11 protein-coding genes are annotated in these 18,196 nt (G+C 34.5%); 6 read left to right on the plus strand and 5 right to left on the minus strand.

The features are described from left to right. Positions 1-620: 620 nt before the first annotated feature. Both H4V97_RS10850 and lepA read right to left on the minus strand, forming a co-directional pair. On the minus strand, positions 621-1,946 hold the full coding sequence (locus H4V97_RS10850; protein WP_209549714.1) for a phage integrase SAM-like domain-containing protein: 1,326 nt from the start codon (positions 1,944-1,946) through the stop codon (positions 621-623). A 496-nt stretch (positions 1,947-2,442) separates the two neighbouring features. Further along, positions 2,443-4,239, minus strand: coding sequence for a translation elongation factor 4 (gene lepA, locus H4V97_RS10855; protein ID WP_196851253.1), 1,797 nt, complete (start codon positions 4,237-4,239; stop codon positions 2,443-2,445). Between the two features lie 313 nt (positions 4,240-4,552). Here lepA and dusB point away from each other — a divergent pair, with 313 nt between their 5' ends. After that, the gene (gene dusB / locus H4V97_RS10860) at positions 4,553-5,545 is read left to right on the plus strand and encodes a tRNA dihydrouridine synthase DusB (RefSeq protein ID WP_209549715.1); all 993 of its coding nucleotides are present in this window, start codon (positions 4,553-4,555) and stop codon (positions 5,543-5,545) included. 113 nt (positions 5,546-5,658) lie between these two features. Here dusB and H4V97_RS10865 read toward each other — a convergent pair whose 3' ends face one another. Further along, positions 5,659-6,858, minus strand: coding sequence for an ABC transporter permease (locus H4V97_RS10865; RefSeq protein ID WP_209549716.1), 1,200 nt, complete (start codon positions 6,856-6,858; stop codon positions 5,659-5,661). A 3-nt stretch (positions 6,859-6,861) separates the two neighbouring features. Beyond that, positions 6,862-7,254, minus strand: coding sequence for a 30S ribosome-binding factor RbfA (gene rbfA / locus H4V97_RS10870; RefSeq protein ID WP_073352883.1), 393 nt, complete (start codon positions 7,252-7,254; stop codon positions 6,862-6,864). A gap of 231 nt (positions 7,255-7,485) precedes the next feature. Between rbfA and H4V97_RS10875 the strand changes: the two genes are divergently transcribed. The 5 genes from H4V97_RS10875 (at position 7,486) to H4V97_RS10895 (ending at position 17,343) form a co-directional block, all read left to right on the plus strand. Further along, positions 7,486-10,695: a UvrD-helicase domain-containing protein gene (locus H4V97_RS10875; protein WP_209549717.1), complete on the plus strand. Its 3,210-nt coding sequence runs from the start codon at positions 7,486-7,488 to the stop codon at positions 10,693-10,695. Between the two features lie 71 nt (positions 10,696-10,766). After that, positions 10,767-11,960 (plus strand): glycine C-acetyltransferase, encoded by a 1,194-nt coding sequence (gene kbl, locus H4V97_RS10880; protein ID WP_209549718.1) that lies wholly within the window; start codon positions 10,767-10,769, stop codon positions 11,958-11,960. A gap of 133 nt (positions 11,961-12,093) precedes the next feature. Further along, positions 12,094-13,527, plus strand: coding sequence for an OmpA family protein (locus H4V97_RS10885; RefSeq protein WP_209549719.1), 1,434 nt, complete (start codon positions 12,094-12,096; stop codon positions 13,525-13,527). A 64-nt stretch (positions 13,528-13,591) separates the two neighbouring features. Then, positions 13,592-16,369: a PD-(D/E)XK nuclease family protein gene (locus H4V97_RS10890; protein ID WP_209549720.1), complete on the plus strand. Its 2,778-nt coding sequence runs from the start codon at positions 13,592-13,594 to the stop codon at positions 16,367-16,369. A 302-nt stretch (positions 16,370-16,671) separates the two neighbouring features. Next, the gene (locus H4V97_RS10895) at positions 16,672-17,343 is read left to right on the plus strand and encodes an ATP-binding cassette domain-containing protein (protein ID WP_209549721.1); all 672 of its coding nucleotides are present in this window, start codon (positions 16,672-16,674) and stop codon (positions 17,341-17,343) included. On the opposite strand, the gene H4V97_RS10900 is transcribed toward H4V97_RS10895, so the two are convergent. Then, positions 17,340-18,122 carry an alpha/beta fold hydrolase gene (locus H4V97_RS10900; protein WP_209549722.1) on the minus strand — a complete coding sequence of 261 codons (783 nt, stop codon included), beginning with the start codon at positions 18,120-18,122 and terminating at the stop codon, positions 17,340-17,342. The two genes, H4V97_RS10895 and H4V97_RS10900, sit on opposite strands and share 4 nt — an antisense overlap. Positions 18,123-18,196: the final 74 nt, after the last annotated feature.

Raw genomic sequence — 18,196 nt, forward strand, 5'->3', positions numbered from 1 at the left:
CAAAGTCAAATTGATTTATCCACTTTTGGAAGGTTGTTAACGCAATTGTGATCCAAAGTTTGCCCAGCGTTATGTTTCTACTTCTTTGTTGAATAGTGCCAGTAGTTGCTTCCGTTTCAATCCTTCAAAGCCAAATTGATTTATTGAGTTCGGTATGTTGTTAATGCAATTGTGATCCAAAGTTTGCCCAGCGTTATGTTTCTACTTCTTTGTTGAATAATGCCAGTAGTTGCTTCCGTTTCAATCCTTCAAAGCTAAAGTGGTTTATCTAATACTGGAAGGATTTTAATGAAAGTGAAAGTCAAATTGATTTATCCACTTTTGGAAGGTTGTTAACGTATTTGTGAGCCAAAGTTTGCCCAGCTTTGCATTTCAACTTCTTTGCTGAATAATACAAGTAGTTGCTTCCGTTTCAATCCTTCAAAGCCAAAGTGGTTTATCTAATACTGGAAGGATTTTAATGAAAGTGAAAGTCAAATTGATTTATCCACTTTTGGAAGGTTGTTAACGTATTTGTGAGCCAAAGTTTGCCCAGCTTTGCATTTCAAGTTCTTTGCTGATTTATACCATAAAAAAAGCACCTTTAGTTAAAAAAGCACTTTTTTATTTTCATAATTGAATTATTTAGCGATTTGTAAAACGGTTTTTTCCGCTCTAATTTGTTCCAATTTATTCCAGTAATCTTTTAATATTTTCGCATTGTCTTGTGAGGATTTTCCAATATATCCGAGTAGCATTTTTTCTGTTGTGTGCCCCGTTGCCGACATTATAACGGGTGTAGGTAATTTTCCGTAATGGTTAGTAGCAAAAGACCGCCTTCCAATATGGGTGCTTACAAGCTCCCATTTTTTATAAGTCCCTTTTTGTTTTCGCCAAATTTTCGGTTTTTTTGCTTTTTCGCCTTTTATATTATTAATATCTATACTTTTTGCACCTTCAATTTTTTCATTAAGTCCAATTTCTTGACAAACTAATTTAATATAATCGTTATATTTTTGAGTTGAAATTTTATGAGGCAAACCGTTACAATTTTCTATAATTTGTTTTACTTGCCAATGTAACGGTAAAACTATTTTTTGATCTGTTTTTTGTGCAACGTATTCTATAAAATTATCTTTAATTTTTTTCTTTGTAAAATTCAATAAATCGCCCGCTCTTGCTCCAGTCCAAACGCCAATTATTAACCAGTTTCGAGCATTGTCTAAACTTGGGTTTTTACTGAAATTATGATTAAAAACTAAATCAATTTCTTTTTCTGAAAGTGTAATAAAAGTTGTTTTTTCTTTGGTTGCTCTAAAGTCTTCTTTTAAAATATCAGGATTAAAAGGAAAACCGTTTTTTTTAGCATCCAAAACAATTGTTTTCACAAACATCAAATATTTTCCAGTTGTATTAAAACCTAATTTTTCGACATCGTGCAAATAGTAAATAAAATCTTTATGAAATTTTAAATCAACATCCGTTAATTTATATCGTTTTTTTTGGTAGGTTTCAAAGCCTTCAATTTTTTTTACTATTGTACCAAATTTTGACAAAGTAGCATCAGTAACGCCCGTTACACCGTTTTTTCTAACTATGTTTGGTAGGTTTTTTAAATAATGCTCTGCATAATCTTTAAAATATATTAAATCGGTTTCTTTGCTTTGATTTAAAAATGATTTTATTTTATCATCTATCCAATTTGAATTTATAATAATTCCATTTGAATAATCAGTATTAAACCCGTTTACAATAATAGTTTCTAATTCGTTTAATCTATTTTGAAAATTTGTTTTATCACTAAATTCCTCAACTTGTTTAACCTCGCCTTTTTTGTTATTCCAATATTTTGGATTTATTAAAAGTGATGTGGTTTTTTTTAAATCAAATTTTCGACCTTGTGTAAATCTTAAATAAATTGTAGTTGGATTGTTGTCGCCTTTTGTGAAATATTTAAAAGTAGCCATATTTTTAATAATTTAGATTTATTAATTATCAAATATAAATAAAAAATATAATGTTTTTCTTAATAGTGCCAACATAGGGGCAACATTTATCTAATTTGCCGATTTTTTAAAATTTAACAAAATCAACACAAAAACACAACAAAGTCAATAAAATCAAACCTTTGTAAAGTTTTTTTAATGTTTTTAGAATGTTATAAAGTTATATGAAATTAGATAAAATAAGAAGGTTTCGTTCCCATCCTCTCTGCAAATAAAAAATGCTTCCTGAACGGGAAGCATTTTTTAATTAATAGTGTGCCATTTTTTTGTTTGGCTAAGCGTTTAGATCAAAAAAGGAAGAGACATGTATTGCAAAGCATTAGTTTCCTTATGAGGCTCCCTATGCGGAATCAACTGAGTTAATCTTGTCCTCTGTGCAAAATACTAATCCTGCTAAATCACTTTAGCGGGATTTTTTTTTATTCATCCTAATTCCTCCCTCTCGGATTAGGGGGCTTTAATCATTCAATTTCAAAACCGCCATAAACGCTTCTTGTGGAATCTCAACATTTCCAACCAGTCTCATACGTTTTTTACCCTTTTTCTGTTTTTCCAATAATTTACGTTTACGTGAAATATCCCCACCATAACATTTGGCCGTAACATCTTTACGTAAGGCTTTGATGGTTTCGCGTGAGATAACTTTAACCCCAATAGCAGCTTGGATAGGAATGTCAAATTGTTGACGAGGAATCAATTCTCTCAATTTCTCACACATTTTTTTACCAATTTGATACGCATTATCGGCATGCATCAAAGAGGACAAAGCATCGACTATCGTTGCGTTCAATAAGATATCCACTTTAACCAAATTAGACGTTCTCATTCCGATTGGTGTATAATCAAACGAAGCATATCCTTTAGAAACCGTTTTCAAACGATCGTAAAAATCAAATACAATCTCTGCCAAAGGCATATCGAAAGTCAATTCAACACGTTCTGTTGTCAAATACGTTTGGTTGGTAATCAAACCTCGTTTTTCGATACACAGACTCATTACATTCCCAACATAATCGGATTTTGTAATGATAGTTGCTTTTATAAAAGGTTCTTCAACATGGTCTAAACGAGAAGGCTCAGGCAAGTCCGAAGGATTGTTTACAATAAGTGGTGTCGTAGGATCTTTTTTGGTGTAAGCCAAATACGAAACGTTGGGAACTGTTGTGATAACAGTCATATTGAACTCACGCTCTAAACGCTCCTGAATAATTTCCATGTGTAACATTCCCAAGAATCCACAACGGAAACCAAATCCTAAAGCTGCCGAACTTTCCGGTAAAAATACCAACGAAGCATCATTCAACTGTAGTTTTTCCATAGAGTTTCTCAACTCTTCATAATCTTCAGTATCTACAGGATAAATTCCCGCAAAAACCATTGGTTTCACATCTTCAAAACCTTTAATTATATTCGTTGTTGGTGTTTTTGCATCCGTCAACGTATCACCCACTTTTACTTCTTTTGCTTCTTTAATTCCAGAAATTAAATACCCAACATCACCGGCTGAAATTACTTGTTTGGGAACTTGATTCAATTTCAAGGTACCAATTTCGTCTGCAAAATATTCATTTCCGGTAGCCATGAATTTAATCTTTTGACCTTTTTTTATTTGTCCGTTTTTCACACGGAAAATAACTTCAATTCCTCTAAACGGATTGTAATGCGAGTCAAAAATCAAGGCTTGTAACGGCTCATCCACATTTCCGGATGGAGGTGGAATTTTTTCGATAATCGCTGCCAATATATTTTCTACACCAAAACCAGTTTTACCCGAAGCATGAATTATATCTTCCAATTTACATCCAAGTAAATCAATAATATCGTCACTTACTTCCTCTGGATTGGCACTTGGTAAATCCACTTTATTCAAAACCGGAATAATTTCCAAGTCGTTTTCTAAAGCCAAATACAAATTCGAAATCGTTTGTGCTTGGATACTTTGTGCAGCATCTACAATCAAAAGCGCGCCTTCGCAAGCCGCAATAGAACGAGAAACCTCATACGAAAAATCCACGTGTCCTGGAGTATCAATCAAATTCAGGATGTATTCCTGGCCTTTATAAGTATATTCCATCTGAATTGCGTGACTCTTAATCGTAATCCCGCGTTCGCGTTCCAAATCCATGTTATCTAGCAATTGCGCCTTTTCTTCACGAGCGGTAACCGTTTGAGTTGCCCCAAGTAAACGGTCAGCAAGCGTACTTTTCCCGTGATCAATATGTGCAATAATGCAAAAATTCCTAATATGTTTCATTTTCTGTAAGTATCAATTTTATTTTGGGTTTGTCCTGAATTAATTTCAGGGCGTGACCTCTCTTCCACTATCGTTCCAGCTCGGTCGGGCTATTCGTTCAATCTTTTCCTTTTTAAAGAAAAAAGGAAAAGGATTTCCTCTTCTATCCCTCACGCACATTCGCAAACCGCGACAATTAATCTGCAAATATACGCTAAAATCAATAGCTTCAAAGCCTAGAATTTACAAACTAAAAGGTTTACTGCTAAGTCTTTTCTCTTCTTGCAATCGGTGATTCATCTAAAAGTTGTAATTTTGCACAAAAATTAAGCAGATGGTCAAGATTGGCAACATAGAATTACCTGATTTCCCATTACTTCTTGCACCTATGGAAGATGTGAGTGACCCTCCATACCGCAGATTGTGCAAGATGCATGGTGCCGATTTGATGTACTCCGAATTCATTTCATCCGAAGGATTGATTCGCGACGCCATCAAAAGCCGAATGAAATTAGATATTTTCGATTATGAGCGTCCCGTTGGGATTCAGATTTTTGGTGGTGACGAGGAAGCCATGGCGATGTCGTCTAAAATTGTTTCTGCGGTAAATCCGGATTTGATCGATATTAACTTTGGATGTCCTGTTAAAAAAGTCGTTTGCAAAGGCGCCGGAGCCGGAGTCCTGAAAGATGTTGATTTAATGATTCGCTTAACGAAAGCCGTTATTGATAGCACCCATTTGCCAGTAACCGTAAAAACCCGTTTGGGTTGGGATGATAATTCCATCAATATCGATGAGGTTGCGGAGCGTTTGCAAGACATTGGTGTTGCCGCTTTAAGCATTCACGCCAGAACGCGTGCCCAAATGTATAAGGGCCATTCCGATTGGTCGCATATTGCCCGAGTAAAAAATAACCCAAGAATTACAATGCCTATTTTTGGCAACGGCGATATCGATTCTCCCGAAAAAGCATTACAATATAAAAATGAATACGGTATTGACGGAATCATGATTGGTCGTGCTGCGATCGGTTACCCGTGGATTTTTAACGAAATCAAACATTATTTCAAAACAGGAGAGCATTTGGCTAAACCTACCGTTATTGATAGAGTTGAAGCGGTTCGAAATCACCTCACTTGGGCGATGGAATGGAAAGGAGAAAGACTAGGAATTGTTGAAACGCGTCCTCATTATACCAATTATTTTAAAGGAATACATTCTTTTAAAACCCACAAACAAAAATTAGTAACGCTAGATAGTCCTGAAGAATTGTTCGCCGCTTTGAATGAAATTGAAGAGTCATATGCGGGTTATGAGGTAGTGTAACCAGATATTTTTAATACGAATTCCACTAATTTATAGTTGTTGATCTTATTAAAAAGAGCCGATAAATTTGAAGATTAATCTTTTTAAAAAACTAGCGAATTAGCGGTAAAAAACTATTCCAACAATTTTTTACTTACACGACTACTCGCAATAAGTGAAGCCACAAACCCAAGCGTAACGATGGTTGCCATAACAATTAGTACATTTTCTAAATTGAAAATTACAGGATAAGCCAGTGTCGGTGTTATCATAATAAGTTCAAATTGTTGTTGCAGTAACACAATTATAATTCCTAAAACCAGCCCGATAATCCCGCCAAAAACACTCAATAAAGTACCTTGAAGCAGGAATATTTTTCGCAAATCCTTGATTTCTGTTCCCAAATTAAAAAGAGTTTTTAGATTTCCTTTTTTGTCCAAAATCATCATAATTAAAGCGCCAATCAAGTTAAAAAGCGCCACAACAATGACCAAAGTAAATATTAAATACACGGCTATATTTTCAGTATTCAACATTTTATAGAGCGATTCATTAAGCTGAGCCCTATTTTTTACGGTAATTTTAGTATTGAAAATAGTTTGTAGTTGGCTGATAATAGCATTTTCATCCGCTCCCGGTTTCTCTTTTATTTCAATTCCGGAAATCTGATTGGTTTTGTATTCCAATAATTCTTGCGCTAAACCTAAATCGGCAAAAACATATTTTGAGTCTAAATCTTCGCTGATGGCATAAATACCAACAGGAATAATATCAGTTTTGTTAAAGGCTTGTTCTTGATTTTCGATGGTGCCTTTTCCTGGCTTTGGGACCAAAACTTCCAATTGATTATTAAAATCGAGTAAACCCATCGAAAACTTCTGGGCAATTCCATAACCAACAACCACTTGATACGTATCCGGTTTCAGCCACTGACCATTAAAAAGCTTTTTTTTAATTGCATTAACTTTACTGAAATTGGCATCAACACCTTTCAGATAAGTAACTTCTTGTTTTCCGTCAAAAGTAAATAAGACCCGTTCTTCAATTATTTTGGTATACGAAGCAAGACCATCAATTTTCTTAATTTGGCTTTCCTGAGTGGGAGAAATAAAAAATGATTTCCCTAAAGTGCTGCTTATTTTTAAATCCGGATCAATGTCATTGGTAAACGAAAGACTAAAAACTTTCAGTCCACTAAAAACGGATAAAACCACAAACAAAGCCATCGCCCCCACAATAATTCCCATGCTGGCAATGCGATTGATGATATTAATAGCGTTGTTTTTGCTGTTGCTAAGAATATAGCGTTTGGCTATGTAAAGAGGAAAATTCAAATTTTATTGAAATCTGCGTTTATCCAAAAGATCTCTGTTTTCTATAGGATTATCTCTGTTCGCTAAGGCATTGTCAATTTTTTCAATGTAATCTAAAGAGTCATCAATAAAGAAAACCAAATTAGGCACTTTTCTCAATTGCAAACGTACTCTTTGTGATAAATCATGTTTTATCGTTTTAGAATTCGACTTAACCGCCTCTAAAATCTCTTTTGCTTTATCCTGAGGAAAAACACTTAAATGCACCGTAGCCACAGATAAATCTGAAGTTACAACAACCTTGGATACCGAAATTATCAAATTACTAACTCCGTTTTTTCTCACTTCACCTTGCAGAATATCAACCAAATCTTTTTGGATCACCCCACCTATTTTTTTCTGTCTATTTGTTTCCATGCTGCAAAAATACTACTTTTAAGGTTTATCCCGAAGTTTCGGGACAAATTTTAAAAGTAACCTGTTAATAGTTCTGTTTTTAGGAGCTATTTCCTGCTGTTCACTATATCTTTCCTGCCGAAAACCGGCAAGAAAGGATGTCGTTTCCATCAGGGCTAGGAGATTTAGGAAATTAGAAAGCTAATCTTAAATCAGAAATCTAAAATCGTTAATCAGAAATCTAAAATCTAGATGCAAAGACCTTCCTTCTCCATATACGACGCATCAGCCGGTTCCGGAAAAACCTATGCATTAGTCAAAGAATATTTAAAAATTATTCTTGTTGCCAAGAAAAATGATGCCTATCGCAACATTCTCGCCATTACGTTTACCAACAAAGCGGTGCACGAAATGAAAAGCCGCATCGTAGGCAGTCTTTCTGAATTTGCCAAAGACGAGCCAAGCCCAAAATCACAGGCTTTAATGCAGGATTTGGTGGAGGGTAAAAGAAAAATAGACAATCCTGAGGAATGGAGCGAAGAGCCAATTGGGCTTTCTCTTATTGAAGTTAAAACCAAATCGCAACAAATCATCAAGCACATTATTCATAATTATGCCGCGTTTGATATTTCTACGATTGATAAATTCACGCATAAAGTCATTCGGGCGTTTGCTCATGATTTAGGTTTGCCCATGACTTTTGAAGTCACTTTAGATACCGAAAATTTGTTGGTTGAAGCCGTTGATGCCATTATAGCGCAAGCCGGAGAAGATGAAACATTGACAAAGTTGTTGATCGATTTTACGATGGAAAAAACCGATGATGACAAATCTTGGGATATTTCACGAGAGATTCTCGATACCGGTCGTTTGGTTCTCAATGAAAATAATAGAAACGAAATCACGCATTTTCAAGATAAATCCATAGCCGATTTTGTTGCAATAAAAGCAAAATTGGCTGAGGCTTGCAAAGTTTTGGAAAAAGAAAGTGTTGTTTTTGCGGAAGAAGCATTGGCGTTAATAGAAAAAAATGGAATTGATATTAAATCATTTTCGGCAGGACATTTCCCAAAACATTTGGTAAGCATTCAAGAAGGAAAATTCAATCCAAAAAACAAAACCTACCACGAATTTGATGATATAAAAATCAATAAAACCGCCAAAGATAGAGCAATTATTGAAAACATAATCCCGGAATTATTACAGATTTTGGACCGGATTTATAAAACTTTCGAAAAGCGAGATTTTTACAAAGCTTTCCTGAAAAACATTACGCCTTTGTCATTGTTGAATACGGTTAGTAATGAATTGGCAAAAATCCAAAGCGAGCAAAACGTACTTTCCATTTCCGAATTTAATGCAATAATTCACAGGGAAATTCAAAATCAACCTGCTCCTTTTATATATGAAAGATTAGGGGAACGTTACCGTCATTTTTTTATTGACGAATTTCAGGACACATCCGAAATGCAATGGCAAAACCTGATTCCGCTTATAGATAACGCCACATCTAGCGAAATTGATGGCGAAAAAGGAACTTTGATGATTGTGGGCGATCCAAAACAGTCCATTTATAGATGGCGTGGCGGGAAAGCAGAACAATTTATCGATTTGAGTAAAGATCAAAATCCGTTTAATAATCCGGAGAAAGTTCTGGAACATTTAGATAAAAACTATCGTTCGTATTCGCAGGTAATTGAATTCAACAATGACTTTTTTCAATTATTATCGAATGAATTCGAACATTTAGATTATAAAGATTTATATGCCAATCACAGCCACCAAAAGACAAACGATAAAACGGGCGGTTATGTGAATATTTCTTTCATCCCAAAAGTGGAGAAAATAGATGATAATCCCGAAGCTTCGGGAGAGGAAGAAGCCTTGGATAAAACGGAATTGTATGTTTTGGCGACATTAAATACGATTCAAAAAGTAATTCGGGAAGGTTTTGAATACAAAGACATCGTGATTTTGACCAGAAAACGAAGCCAGGGAATTGCGATTGCCAATTATTTGACAGAACAAAAAATTCCGCTTTTGTCATCAGAAACTTTGATGATACAAAACGCGACTGAAGTTCGACTGATTATTCATTTGCTGAAGTATTTAAAGAATAATTCGGATTTAGAGGCGAAAGCTAACTTTCTTCAATATTTGGCTCAAAACAGTCAGGATCAATTACCGGTTCATGATTTCATTGCTAAAGGAATGGAACAGAAGCAGGAAGCCGATTTCGAAAAATGGTTAATGAGTTTCAATGTCGAACTCTCATTTCAAAACATCAGGAAAAAATCATTGTATGAGGCTGTCGAGGTTATTATTTCAAAATTTCTAAATCCAAAAATAAGTAATGCCTACGTCCAATATTTCCTAGACATTGTTCTCGAACGAGACATTCGGAACCAAGCTGGAATTTCAGACTTCTTGAATTTTTGGGATAAAAATGCCGACAAATTCAGTATTCCTTCACCGGAAGGTAATAATGCAGTTCGGATTATGACGATTCACAAATCGAAAGGTTTGGAATTTCCGGTGGTTATTTTTCCTTTTGCAGAAGAAGATTATTCAAGAAAGCCAAAAGATAAGTTGTGGCTCAACGCCGAAGAACAGGATTTTGGTCTGCCCAAAGTTTTAATTGATAATAGCAGTGCCGTTGAAGGTTTTGGCGAGGAAGCATCGTTAGTTTACAATCAAAAAAAACAAGAGGAATTATTAGATAACATCAATGTTTTATACGTGGCTTTAACTCGTGCCGAAGAACAATTGTATGTAATTTCCAATATGAATTTGTCCCGAAAAGGAGAAATTCCTAAAAATAATATGTGTGTCTTTTTTATTAATTATTTGATAAATAAAGGACAATTTGACGAAAGTAAATTGGAATACGAAATTGGGAAATCCACAAAATTATCTATTGAAAAGAAGCATGTCGATACTTCCAAGACAATTCCTTTGGTTCTGGAAATTCTCAATCCAAAGAATATAAAAATTGCGCAGCGAGAAGCTTTAATGTGGGGAACGTATCAACAGGAAGCTATAGAATATGGGAATGTAGTTCACGAAATTTTGTCTTTTGTGAAAACGAAAAACGATGTGGATTTGGCCATTACAAAATCCATTGAAAGTGGATTGATCACTTTTAGTCAAAAAGAAACTGTTTATAAAAGCATTCAGGAAATTGTTAATCATAGTGAACTTTCAACTTATTTTTCTGAGGAAAATGAGGTTTTAAACGAACAAACCATAATCCAAAAGCAAGGGAAGACTATCAAGCCGGATAGAATGGTTTTGACTAAAGATAAAGAAGTGTTTTTATTGGATTATAAAACGGGAACGCACAATTCAAAATACCAATTACAACTCGAGAACTATCAAAGTGCAATTGAATTAATGGGATATAAAGTGGTAAAAAAAGCACTTGTGTATATAGGTTCAGCAATCGATGTAGTACATTTGTAACCGAAAAATATAAACTTTGAACTTTCATGTCTTTAGGGCAAGAACTTTAAAACTTAAACATTAATAAAATCATGTACGGAAAAATACAACAACACCTGCAATCAGAACTTCAAAGTATTGTAGATAATGGAATTTTCAAATCAGAAAGAATTATCACTTCACCACAAGGAGCCGAAATTACGATTTCTACAGGTGAGACCGTTTTAAATTTTTGTGCTAACAATTATCTTGGACTGTCTTCGCATCCAGAGGTGGTTCAGGCTGCAAAAGATGCGTTGGATACACATGGTTTCGGAATGTCATCCGTGCGTTTTATTTGTGGAACTCAGGATATTCACAAGACATTAGAAAAAAAGATATCTGAATTTTACGGAACCGAAGATACTATTCTCTATGCAGCAGCTTTTGATGCTAATGGTGGTGTTTTCGAACCGTTATTAGGAGAACAAGATTGTATTATTTCGGATAGTTTGAATCATGCTTCTATTATTGACGGCGTTCGTTTGTGTAAAGCAGCGCGTTATCGCTATGAAAATAGCAATATGGAAGATTTAGAGAAACAATTAATGAAAGCTACTGAGGCTGGAACTCGTTTCAAATTAATTGTGACAGATGGAGTTTTTTCTATGGATGGCGTAGTGGCGCCGCTGGACAAAATTTGTGATTTAGCTGATAAATATGACGCTATGGTAATGGTTGACGAATGTCATGCAGCTGGATTTATAGGTGCAACCGGAAAAGGAACACTAGAAGCCAAGGGTGTGATGGGGCGTGTAGATATTGTTACCGGGACATTAGGGAAAGCTTTAGGCGGAGCAATGGGTGGTTACACGACTGCTAAAAAAGAAATTATTGAAATATTACGTCAAAGATCAAGACCTTATTTATTTTCGAATTCTCTGGCTCCTGCTATTGTAGGTGCATCAATAAAAGTTTTTGAAATATTAGAGAGAGATACTGTTTTGCGTGATAAATTAGAATGGAATACTAATTATTTCAAAGCAGGAATAAAGAAAGCAGGTTTTGATATCATTGATGGCGATTCAGCAATCGTGCCAGTAATGTTATATGATGCCAAATTATCGCAAACCATGGCAAATGAGTTGTTGAAAAAAGGGATTTATGTAATTGGCTTCTTTTTTCCTGTAGTTCCAAAGGATAAAGCGAGAATTAGAGTTCAATTATCAGCGGCTCACACAACTGCTCATTTAGACAAGGCAATTAATGCATTTATTGAAGTGGGCAAGATGTTAAAAATTGTATAATTTTGAGTTGAAGTTATATAATTTCCACTTTTGCTCCAATTTGTAGGTTTTTTTTAACATTTCATTTTGTAAATATAAAATTACTCATTACTTTTGTTCGTAATTAACTAAATTTTAATTAAAAAAATCAAGTATGAAACATCTTAACAAACTTTTACTTGCTGTGATGATGGTGATGGGTTTAACCTCCCACGCACAAGACAGTAACAACCCATGGGCAATCTCTTTTGGAGTGAATGCCATTGACACTAGAACAAGTGCTGGTGGAGGACATGGATGGTTAGACCAACATTTTTCTCAGCCATTCGCTGTAAAAGACAATTGGAATATTCTTCCTTCTGTATCTTATCTTAGTGTATCTAGATACGTAGGACAAGGTTTCTCTTTTGGTCTTTCGGGATCAGTTAACAAAATTACAAAATATGTAAAATTTGCTCCAACTGCTGTTGGTCATGATGCTAGAGGAATGGTAGTTTCTAATCCAGGGGACTTGATGTACTACGGTATAGATGGAACTATTAGATATAGTTTTATGGATTTGATAAAATCTAAAGTAATTGATCCTTCTCTTTCTGTAGGTGGTGGATACAATTTCTTTGGTGATAGTAGCTATGGAACAATTAATCCAGGTGCTGGGTTAACTTTCTGGTTTACTGAAAACATTGGTTTATCTCTTGCTACTCAATACAAAAAATCTTTTGGAGATAGAGAAGATGCTTCTGGAACTCCAGATGCTCCTTCTTTTTTCCAACATACTGCTGGACTTACTTTCAAATTTGGAGGAAAAGACACAGATGGTGATGGAATTTATGACAAAGATGATGCTTGTCCAGAAGTTGCTGGTTTAAAACAATTCAACGGATGTCCTGATACTGACGGAGATGGTATTCAAGATAGTGCTGATGCTTGTCCAACTGAATTCGGATTAGCTGCATTAAACGGTTGTCCTGATAGAGACGGAGACGGAATTGCTGACAAAGATGATGATTGTCCAGATGTTGCTGGTTTAGCTGCTTTGAGAGGATGTCCAGATGCTGATGGCGATGGTGTTGCTGATAAAGATGACAAATGTCCTACAGTTGCAGGTCCTAAAGAAAACGCAGGTTGTCCTTGGCCAGATACTGATGGAGATGGTGTTTTAGACAAAGATGACAAATGTATCGATGTAAAAGGTACAGTTGCTAACCAAGGTTGTCCTGAAGTTTCTGAAGAAGTTATGATGAAATTAAATGAGTATAGTAGAACTATCTTGTTTGATTCTGGAAAATCTACTTTCAAAAAACAAACTTACCCAGTTTTACAATCAATCGTTTCAATCTTAAAAGAATATCCTTATTCAAGATTCTTAATTGAAGGTCATACTGATAGCGATGGTTCTAATGAAATGAATCAAACATTATCTGAAAACAGAGCGCATGCAGTTGAAAATTATTTAATTGAAAACGGAATCGCTGCTGACAGATTAAAACATACAGGTTTTGGTGAAACTAAACCAATTGACACTAATAAAACTGCTAAAGGAAAAGCACGTAATAGAAGAACTGAAATTTCTTTAATAAAAGAATAATTTTTTCTAAAATATTTCTAGAAAACGCCTCGATTTATCGAGGCGTTTTTTTTATTTTTATAAAATGACAAATACTTCTTTTTTAGATAAAATAGCCGCCGTTTTAATTGATGATTATTCAGATCGTTTATCCAATGTAATAGTTATTCTTCCAAATAAACGTGCCAAAATATTCCTAATCGAAGCGTTGAAGAATAAAGTTTCAACTAATATCCTTTCGCCCGAAATTATTAGTGTTGAAGATTTTATTCAAGATATTTCTGGTATCCGTTCGATTGACCCAATCGAATTATTGTTTGAATTTTATGAAGTGTACCTTTCAATCACTGAAAAATCAAACCAACAAACCTTTGAATTATTTGCCAATTGGGCAAAAACACTTTTGCAGGATTTTAATGAAATTGATCGCTATTTGTTAGATCCGTCTCATGTTTTGTCTTACTTGAAAGATATTGAAGACATAAAAAAATGGGGAATTGAAGTTGAAAACAAAACGCCATTATTGGAAAAATATATCGATTTTTGGAAATTACTACCCAATTATTATCAATCTTTATATACTCATTTATTGAATAAAGGAATCGGATATCAAGGCTTGATTTACCGAGAGGCAGTTAATAACTTAAATCATTTTACGAATTCTGTACAAGACAAACAATTTATTTTTGCGGGTTTCAATGCGTTGAATGCAGCCGAAGAAAAAATAATCCAGCATCTTATCGCCTCTGACCAAGCCAAGATATATTGGGACGTAGACCAAACCTTTCTAAACGACCCGTATCATGACGCAGGATTGTTCGTAAGACGTTTTAAGGAAAGTTGGAAACATTACAAATCAAATCCTTTTGAATGGATTGTAAATGATTTTTCGCACGCTAAAAACATTCATGTTATAGGTACGCCAAAGTCAATTGGTCAAGCTAAAATCAGCGGAAGCATTATAGAAAATATTATTAATGAATCCCGAAGCCTCGGGACTGATGCGTCATTAGATAAAGTAGCGGTTGTTCTGGGCGAGGAAAATTTATTGGTTCCACTTTTATATTCGTTACCATCAAGTGTAGGAGCTTTGAATATCACGATGGGATATTCCAGTAAGAATAATCCAGCTCAGATTTTGATTGCTAAATTGTTCAAGATGCACACGAATGCGTTGTCTAGAAATGCCAAAAGTTATGTTTTGTATTACAAAGATGTATTGGATATTTTGACACATCCTTTGGTGGAACCGTATGCCAAAACTAGTACACTTGTCCATGTCATCAATCAAAATAATTACACTTTTATTACACATCAGAAATTGATGGAATTGAATGTAATTCCAAGTGAATTATTTCTTTTGTTATTCCAAAAATGGGAAAATGGTTCGATTCCGGTATTAGAAACGATTTCTAAATTATTGCAAACTATAAAAAAAAATTTAAGTAACGATAACGAAGAAGAGAAAATTACGAAGGCTTTTGTTTTTGCTATTTTTAAAGTCATCAATAAACTGATAAATTATTATTCGAAACATGCGCATATTGATAAAATAGAAACACTATACGCCATTTATAAACAAGTAATTGATTTAGCTGAAGTTTCTTTTGAAGGAGAGCCTTTGAATGGTTTGCAGATTATGGGAGTTTTAGAAAGCCGTGTACTTGATTTTGAAACTGTCATTGTCACTTCAATGAATGAAGGGAAATTTCCTGCTGGAAAATCCCAGAATTCTTTTATTCCCTATGATGTGAAAAGAGAATTGGGACTGCCGACATTCAAAGAAAAAGATGCTATTTATACCTATCATTTTTATCATTTGTTACAACGCGCCAAAACCATTTATCTGATTTATAATACCGAAAGTGAAGGGTTGGATGCGGGTGAAAAAAGCCGATTTATAACCCAACTCGAAGTCGAAAAGCAAAAAAATCATACGTTAACTCACGAAATTTACAATGCGGTGTTGCCTAATACGGCTTATCAACCGATGGTAATTCCAAAATCGGAATCGGTGATGGTTCGATTGCAAGAAATTGCCGAAAAGGGGTTTTCGCCATCGGCATTGACGAGTTATATCCGTAATCCGATTCAGTTTTATTTTCAAAAGATTTTGCGCATCAGCGAAGTCGAAGAAGTCGAGGAAAATATTGCCTTGAATACTCTGGGAACCATTATTCATGAAACATTGAAGGTTTTATACGAACCTTTCATCGGCAAATTTATTTTTGAAAAAGACATTGAAAATTGTTTCAAACAAATTGATGCCGAGGTGCTGAAACAATTCAAACTCGTTTACAAAGAAGGCGAAATCAAAAAGGGAAGAAATTTGTTGGCGTTTGAAGTGGCCAAGCGCAATGTTTCGAATTTTCTGAAAGTGGAACGCGAAAGCATTAAAAATGGTGACGCGATTAAAATTTTAGCTTTGGAACAAACTTTTGAACGCATTTTAAATCATCCTAATTTGCCTTTTCCGGTATTGATTAAAGGAAATGTAGATCGAATTGAAGAGCGCAACGGAATCATTCGAATTATTGATTATAAAACGGGAAAAGTGGAAAAAGCAAGTGTCACGCTGAAATCTTGGAACGGATTGACGGAAGACATTAAAAGTGATAAAATCATTCAAGTCTTGGCGTATGCATTTATGTACGAACAGGAAGCGAAAGGGAAGCCCATCGAAGCGGGAATTATCTCTTTTAAGAATCTAAAATCAGGATTTTTACCTTTTAATTTTAAAGAAGAAAAAGAAATGAATTCAATTATAAACGAGGTAGTTTTATCCAATTATTTGGAACAAATTGTTGTGTTATTGAGTGAAATTCTGAATGCGACTATTCCTTTTGAGGAAAAAGTAATATAAACAGAATTCCGCATCAGAAAATTAGCCAACATTTTTGAATTTTACAAAAGCACTTTGACCATTAACGTGTCAATAAGTGCTTTGGCGTGGGTTTTTGGTGGATTTGAAACTTTTAAATATGTGCTTATTATTTTTGGTTTCTTCATTAGTCTTTTGATAAAAGAAGTAAATTCCAAGAATGAATACCTGTTTTATTTCAACAATGGAATTTCAAAATTGGATTTATTGTTTTTTAGCTTTCTAATGAATTTTATTTTTTCGATAATTTTGATTTTAGTCATTAACTTAACAGTTCAATTAGTATGACTAAAAGTGTTTTAGAAGTTGACAGCGTTCAAAAACAGTATGACGGAAAAAGCATCGTGTCGGATGTGTATTTGAAATGTGAAACGGGGGATATTATTGGGGTTTTAGGCAGAAATGGTTCTGGAAAATCTACTTTGTTAAAAATTATTTTCGGAATTGTAGAGGCCGATTTTAAATTTGTTCGCGTGGATGCGGTTGTGAGATCTAAAACCAGCGAATTACTAAACCAAATCAGTTATTTGCCTCAAGATAATTTCATTCCGAATTCATTTTCGATAAAAAAAACGATTGCATTATCCATTACAAAAGATAAACTAGAGGAATTTCATGCGGATGAAATGATTCAATCGATGCTGAACAAAAAAATAAAGCATTTGTCCGGCGGAGAATTGCGCTATTTGGAAATCAAGTTAATCCTGAATAACGCGTCAAAATTCGTTTTGTTAGACGAACCTTACAACGGTTTGTCACCAATTATGATTGAAAAAATAAATGTATTAATCACAGAAATGTCCATTGCAAAAGGAATTATTATCACGGATCATAATTATGAAAATGTGATTAAGGTCTCCACAAGACTGGCGTTGATGAAAGAAGGAAAAATGCATCACTTAAAAGGCAAAAGCAAATTGGTAGAAAAAGGATATTTGAAATCAGGAATGATTTAAATTCTTTTAAAAAATAATAGCAATACGTTCAATAATTCTTCTTTATTTTCAATCTGACTCATGTGTCCATCAGGAAACGTAACCAGTTCTACTTTGGTATTCTCTATTTGTTCCTTGGTTTCTTCATAGGGTAAAACAGGATCTTTCTCGCCTAGAATTAATATTTTTGGATAGGTCGTCAAATGCAATAAAACTTCACGGTCTTGGCGAATTTTCATTCCTTCCAGTGAGGCAACGATTCCTTGAAGAGGTGTTTTTAGCGCTTTGTTTTTCACATCTTCAATTTCAGCAATGAGTCTTTCACGATTGTCTTCACTAAATAAATTAGCAATTGAAAGTGAAACAAAATTTATAAAGGATTGTTTCACCGCTTTAATAGCGCGATCTCGATTTATTTTACGTTCCTCGCTATCGGATTTTGCGGTTGAGTTGAGTAAAACCAATCCTTTGATATTTTTAGGATACAACTCGGCGAAAGCCAAAGCGACATAACCACCCATAGAATGCCCGACAAAAATAGCTTTACGGATGCGTAAATCAGCTAGTACGGCATGAACGGCATCCGCATGATCTTCCATAGAATGCACATAGCCCAAACATTCTGATTCGCCATGACCCAATAAATCAATAGTGATGACGCGGTTTTTTTTAGAAAATTCAGCAATGTAGTTATCCCACATGCTTTGGTTTTCCAAAAAACCATGAAGTAAGACAATAGCAGTGCCTTTCCCGGTATCAGAATAGGAGATTTGTGTGTTTTTGAATTGAATGTGTTTCAAAATGGAAAATTAAGTTTTTGCAAAATTAGGGCTTTAATTTTTTTAAACCATATAAGTCCTATAAGTTGATAAAA

This window comes from Flavobacterium sp. CG_23.5, from assembly GCF_017875765.1.
GTDB lineage: Bacteria > Bacteroidota > Bacteroidia > Flavobacteriales > Flavobacteriaceae > Flavobacterium.

Coding starts and splice junctions, on each gene's coding strand:
- H4V97_RS10890 (WP_209549720.1), top strand. CDS start 13,592: ATGACAAATACTTCTTTTTTAGATAAAATAGCCGCCGTTTTAATTGAT.
- H4V97_RS10885 (WP_209549719.1), top strand. CDS start 12,094: ATGAAACATCTTAACAAACTTTTACTTGCTGTGATGATGGTGATGGGT.
- dusB (WP_209549715.1), top strand. CDS start 4,553: ATGGTCAAGATTGGCAACATAGAATTACCTGATTTCCCATTACTTCTT.
- lepA (WP_196851253.1), bottom strand. CDS start 4,239: ATGAAACATATTAGGAATTTTTGCATTATTGCACATATTGATCACGGG.
- rbfA (WP_073352883.1), bottom strand. CDS start 7,254: ATGGAAACAAATAGACAGAAAAAAATAGGTGGGGTGATCCAAAAAGAT.
- H4V97_RS10875 (WP_209549717.1), top strand. CDS start 7,486: ATGCAAAGACCTTCCTTCTCCATATACGACGCATCAGCCGGTTCCGGA.
- H4V97_RS10850 (WP_209549714.1), bottom strand. CDS start 1,946: ATGGCTACTTTTAAATATTTCACAAAAGGCGACAACAATCCAACTACA.
- H4V97_RS10895 (WP_209549721.1), top strand. CDS start 16,672: ATGACTAAAAGTGTTTTAGAAGTTGACAGCGTTCAAAAACAGTATGAC.
- kbl (WP_209549718.1), top strand. CDS start 10,767: ATGTACGGAAAAATACAACAACACCTGCAATCAGAACTTCAAAGTATT.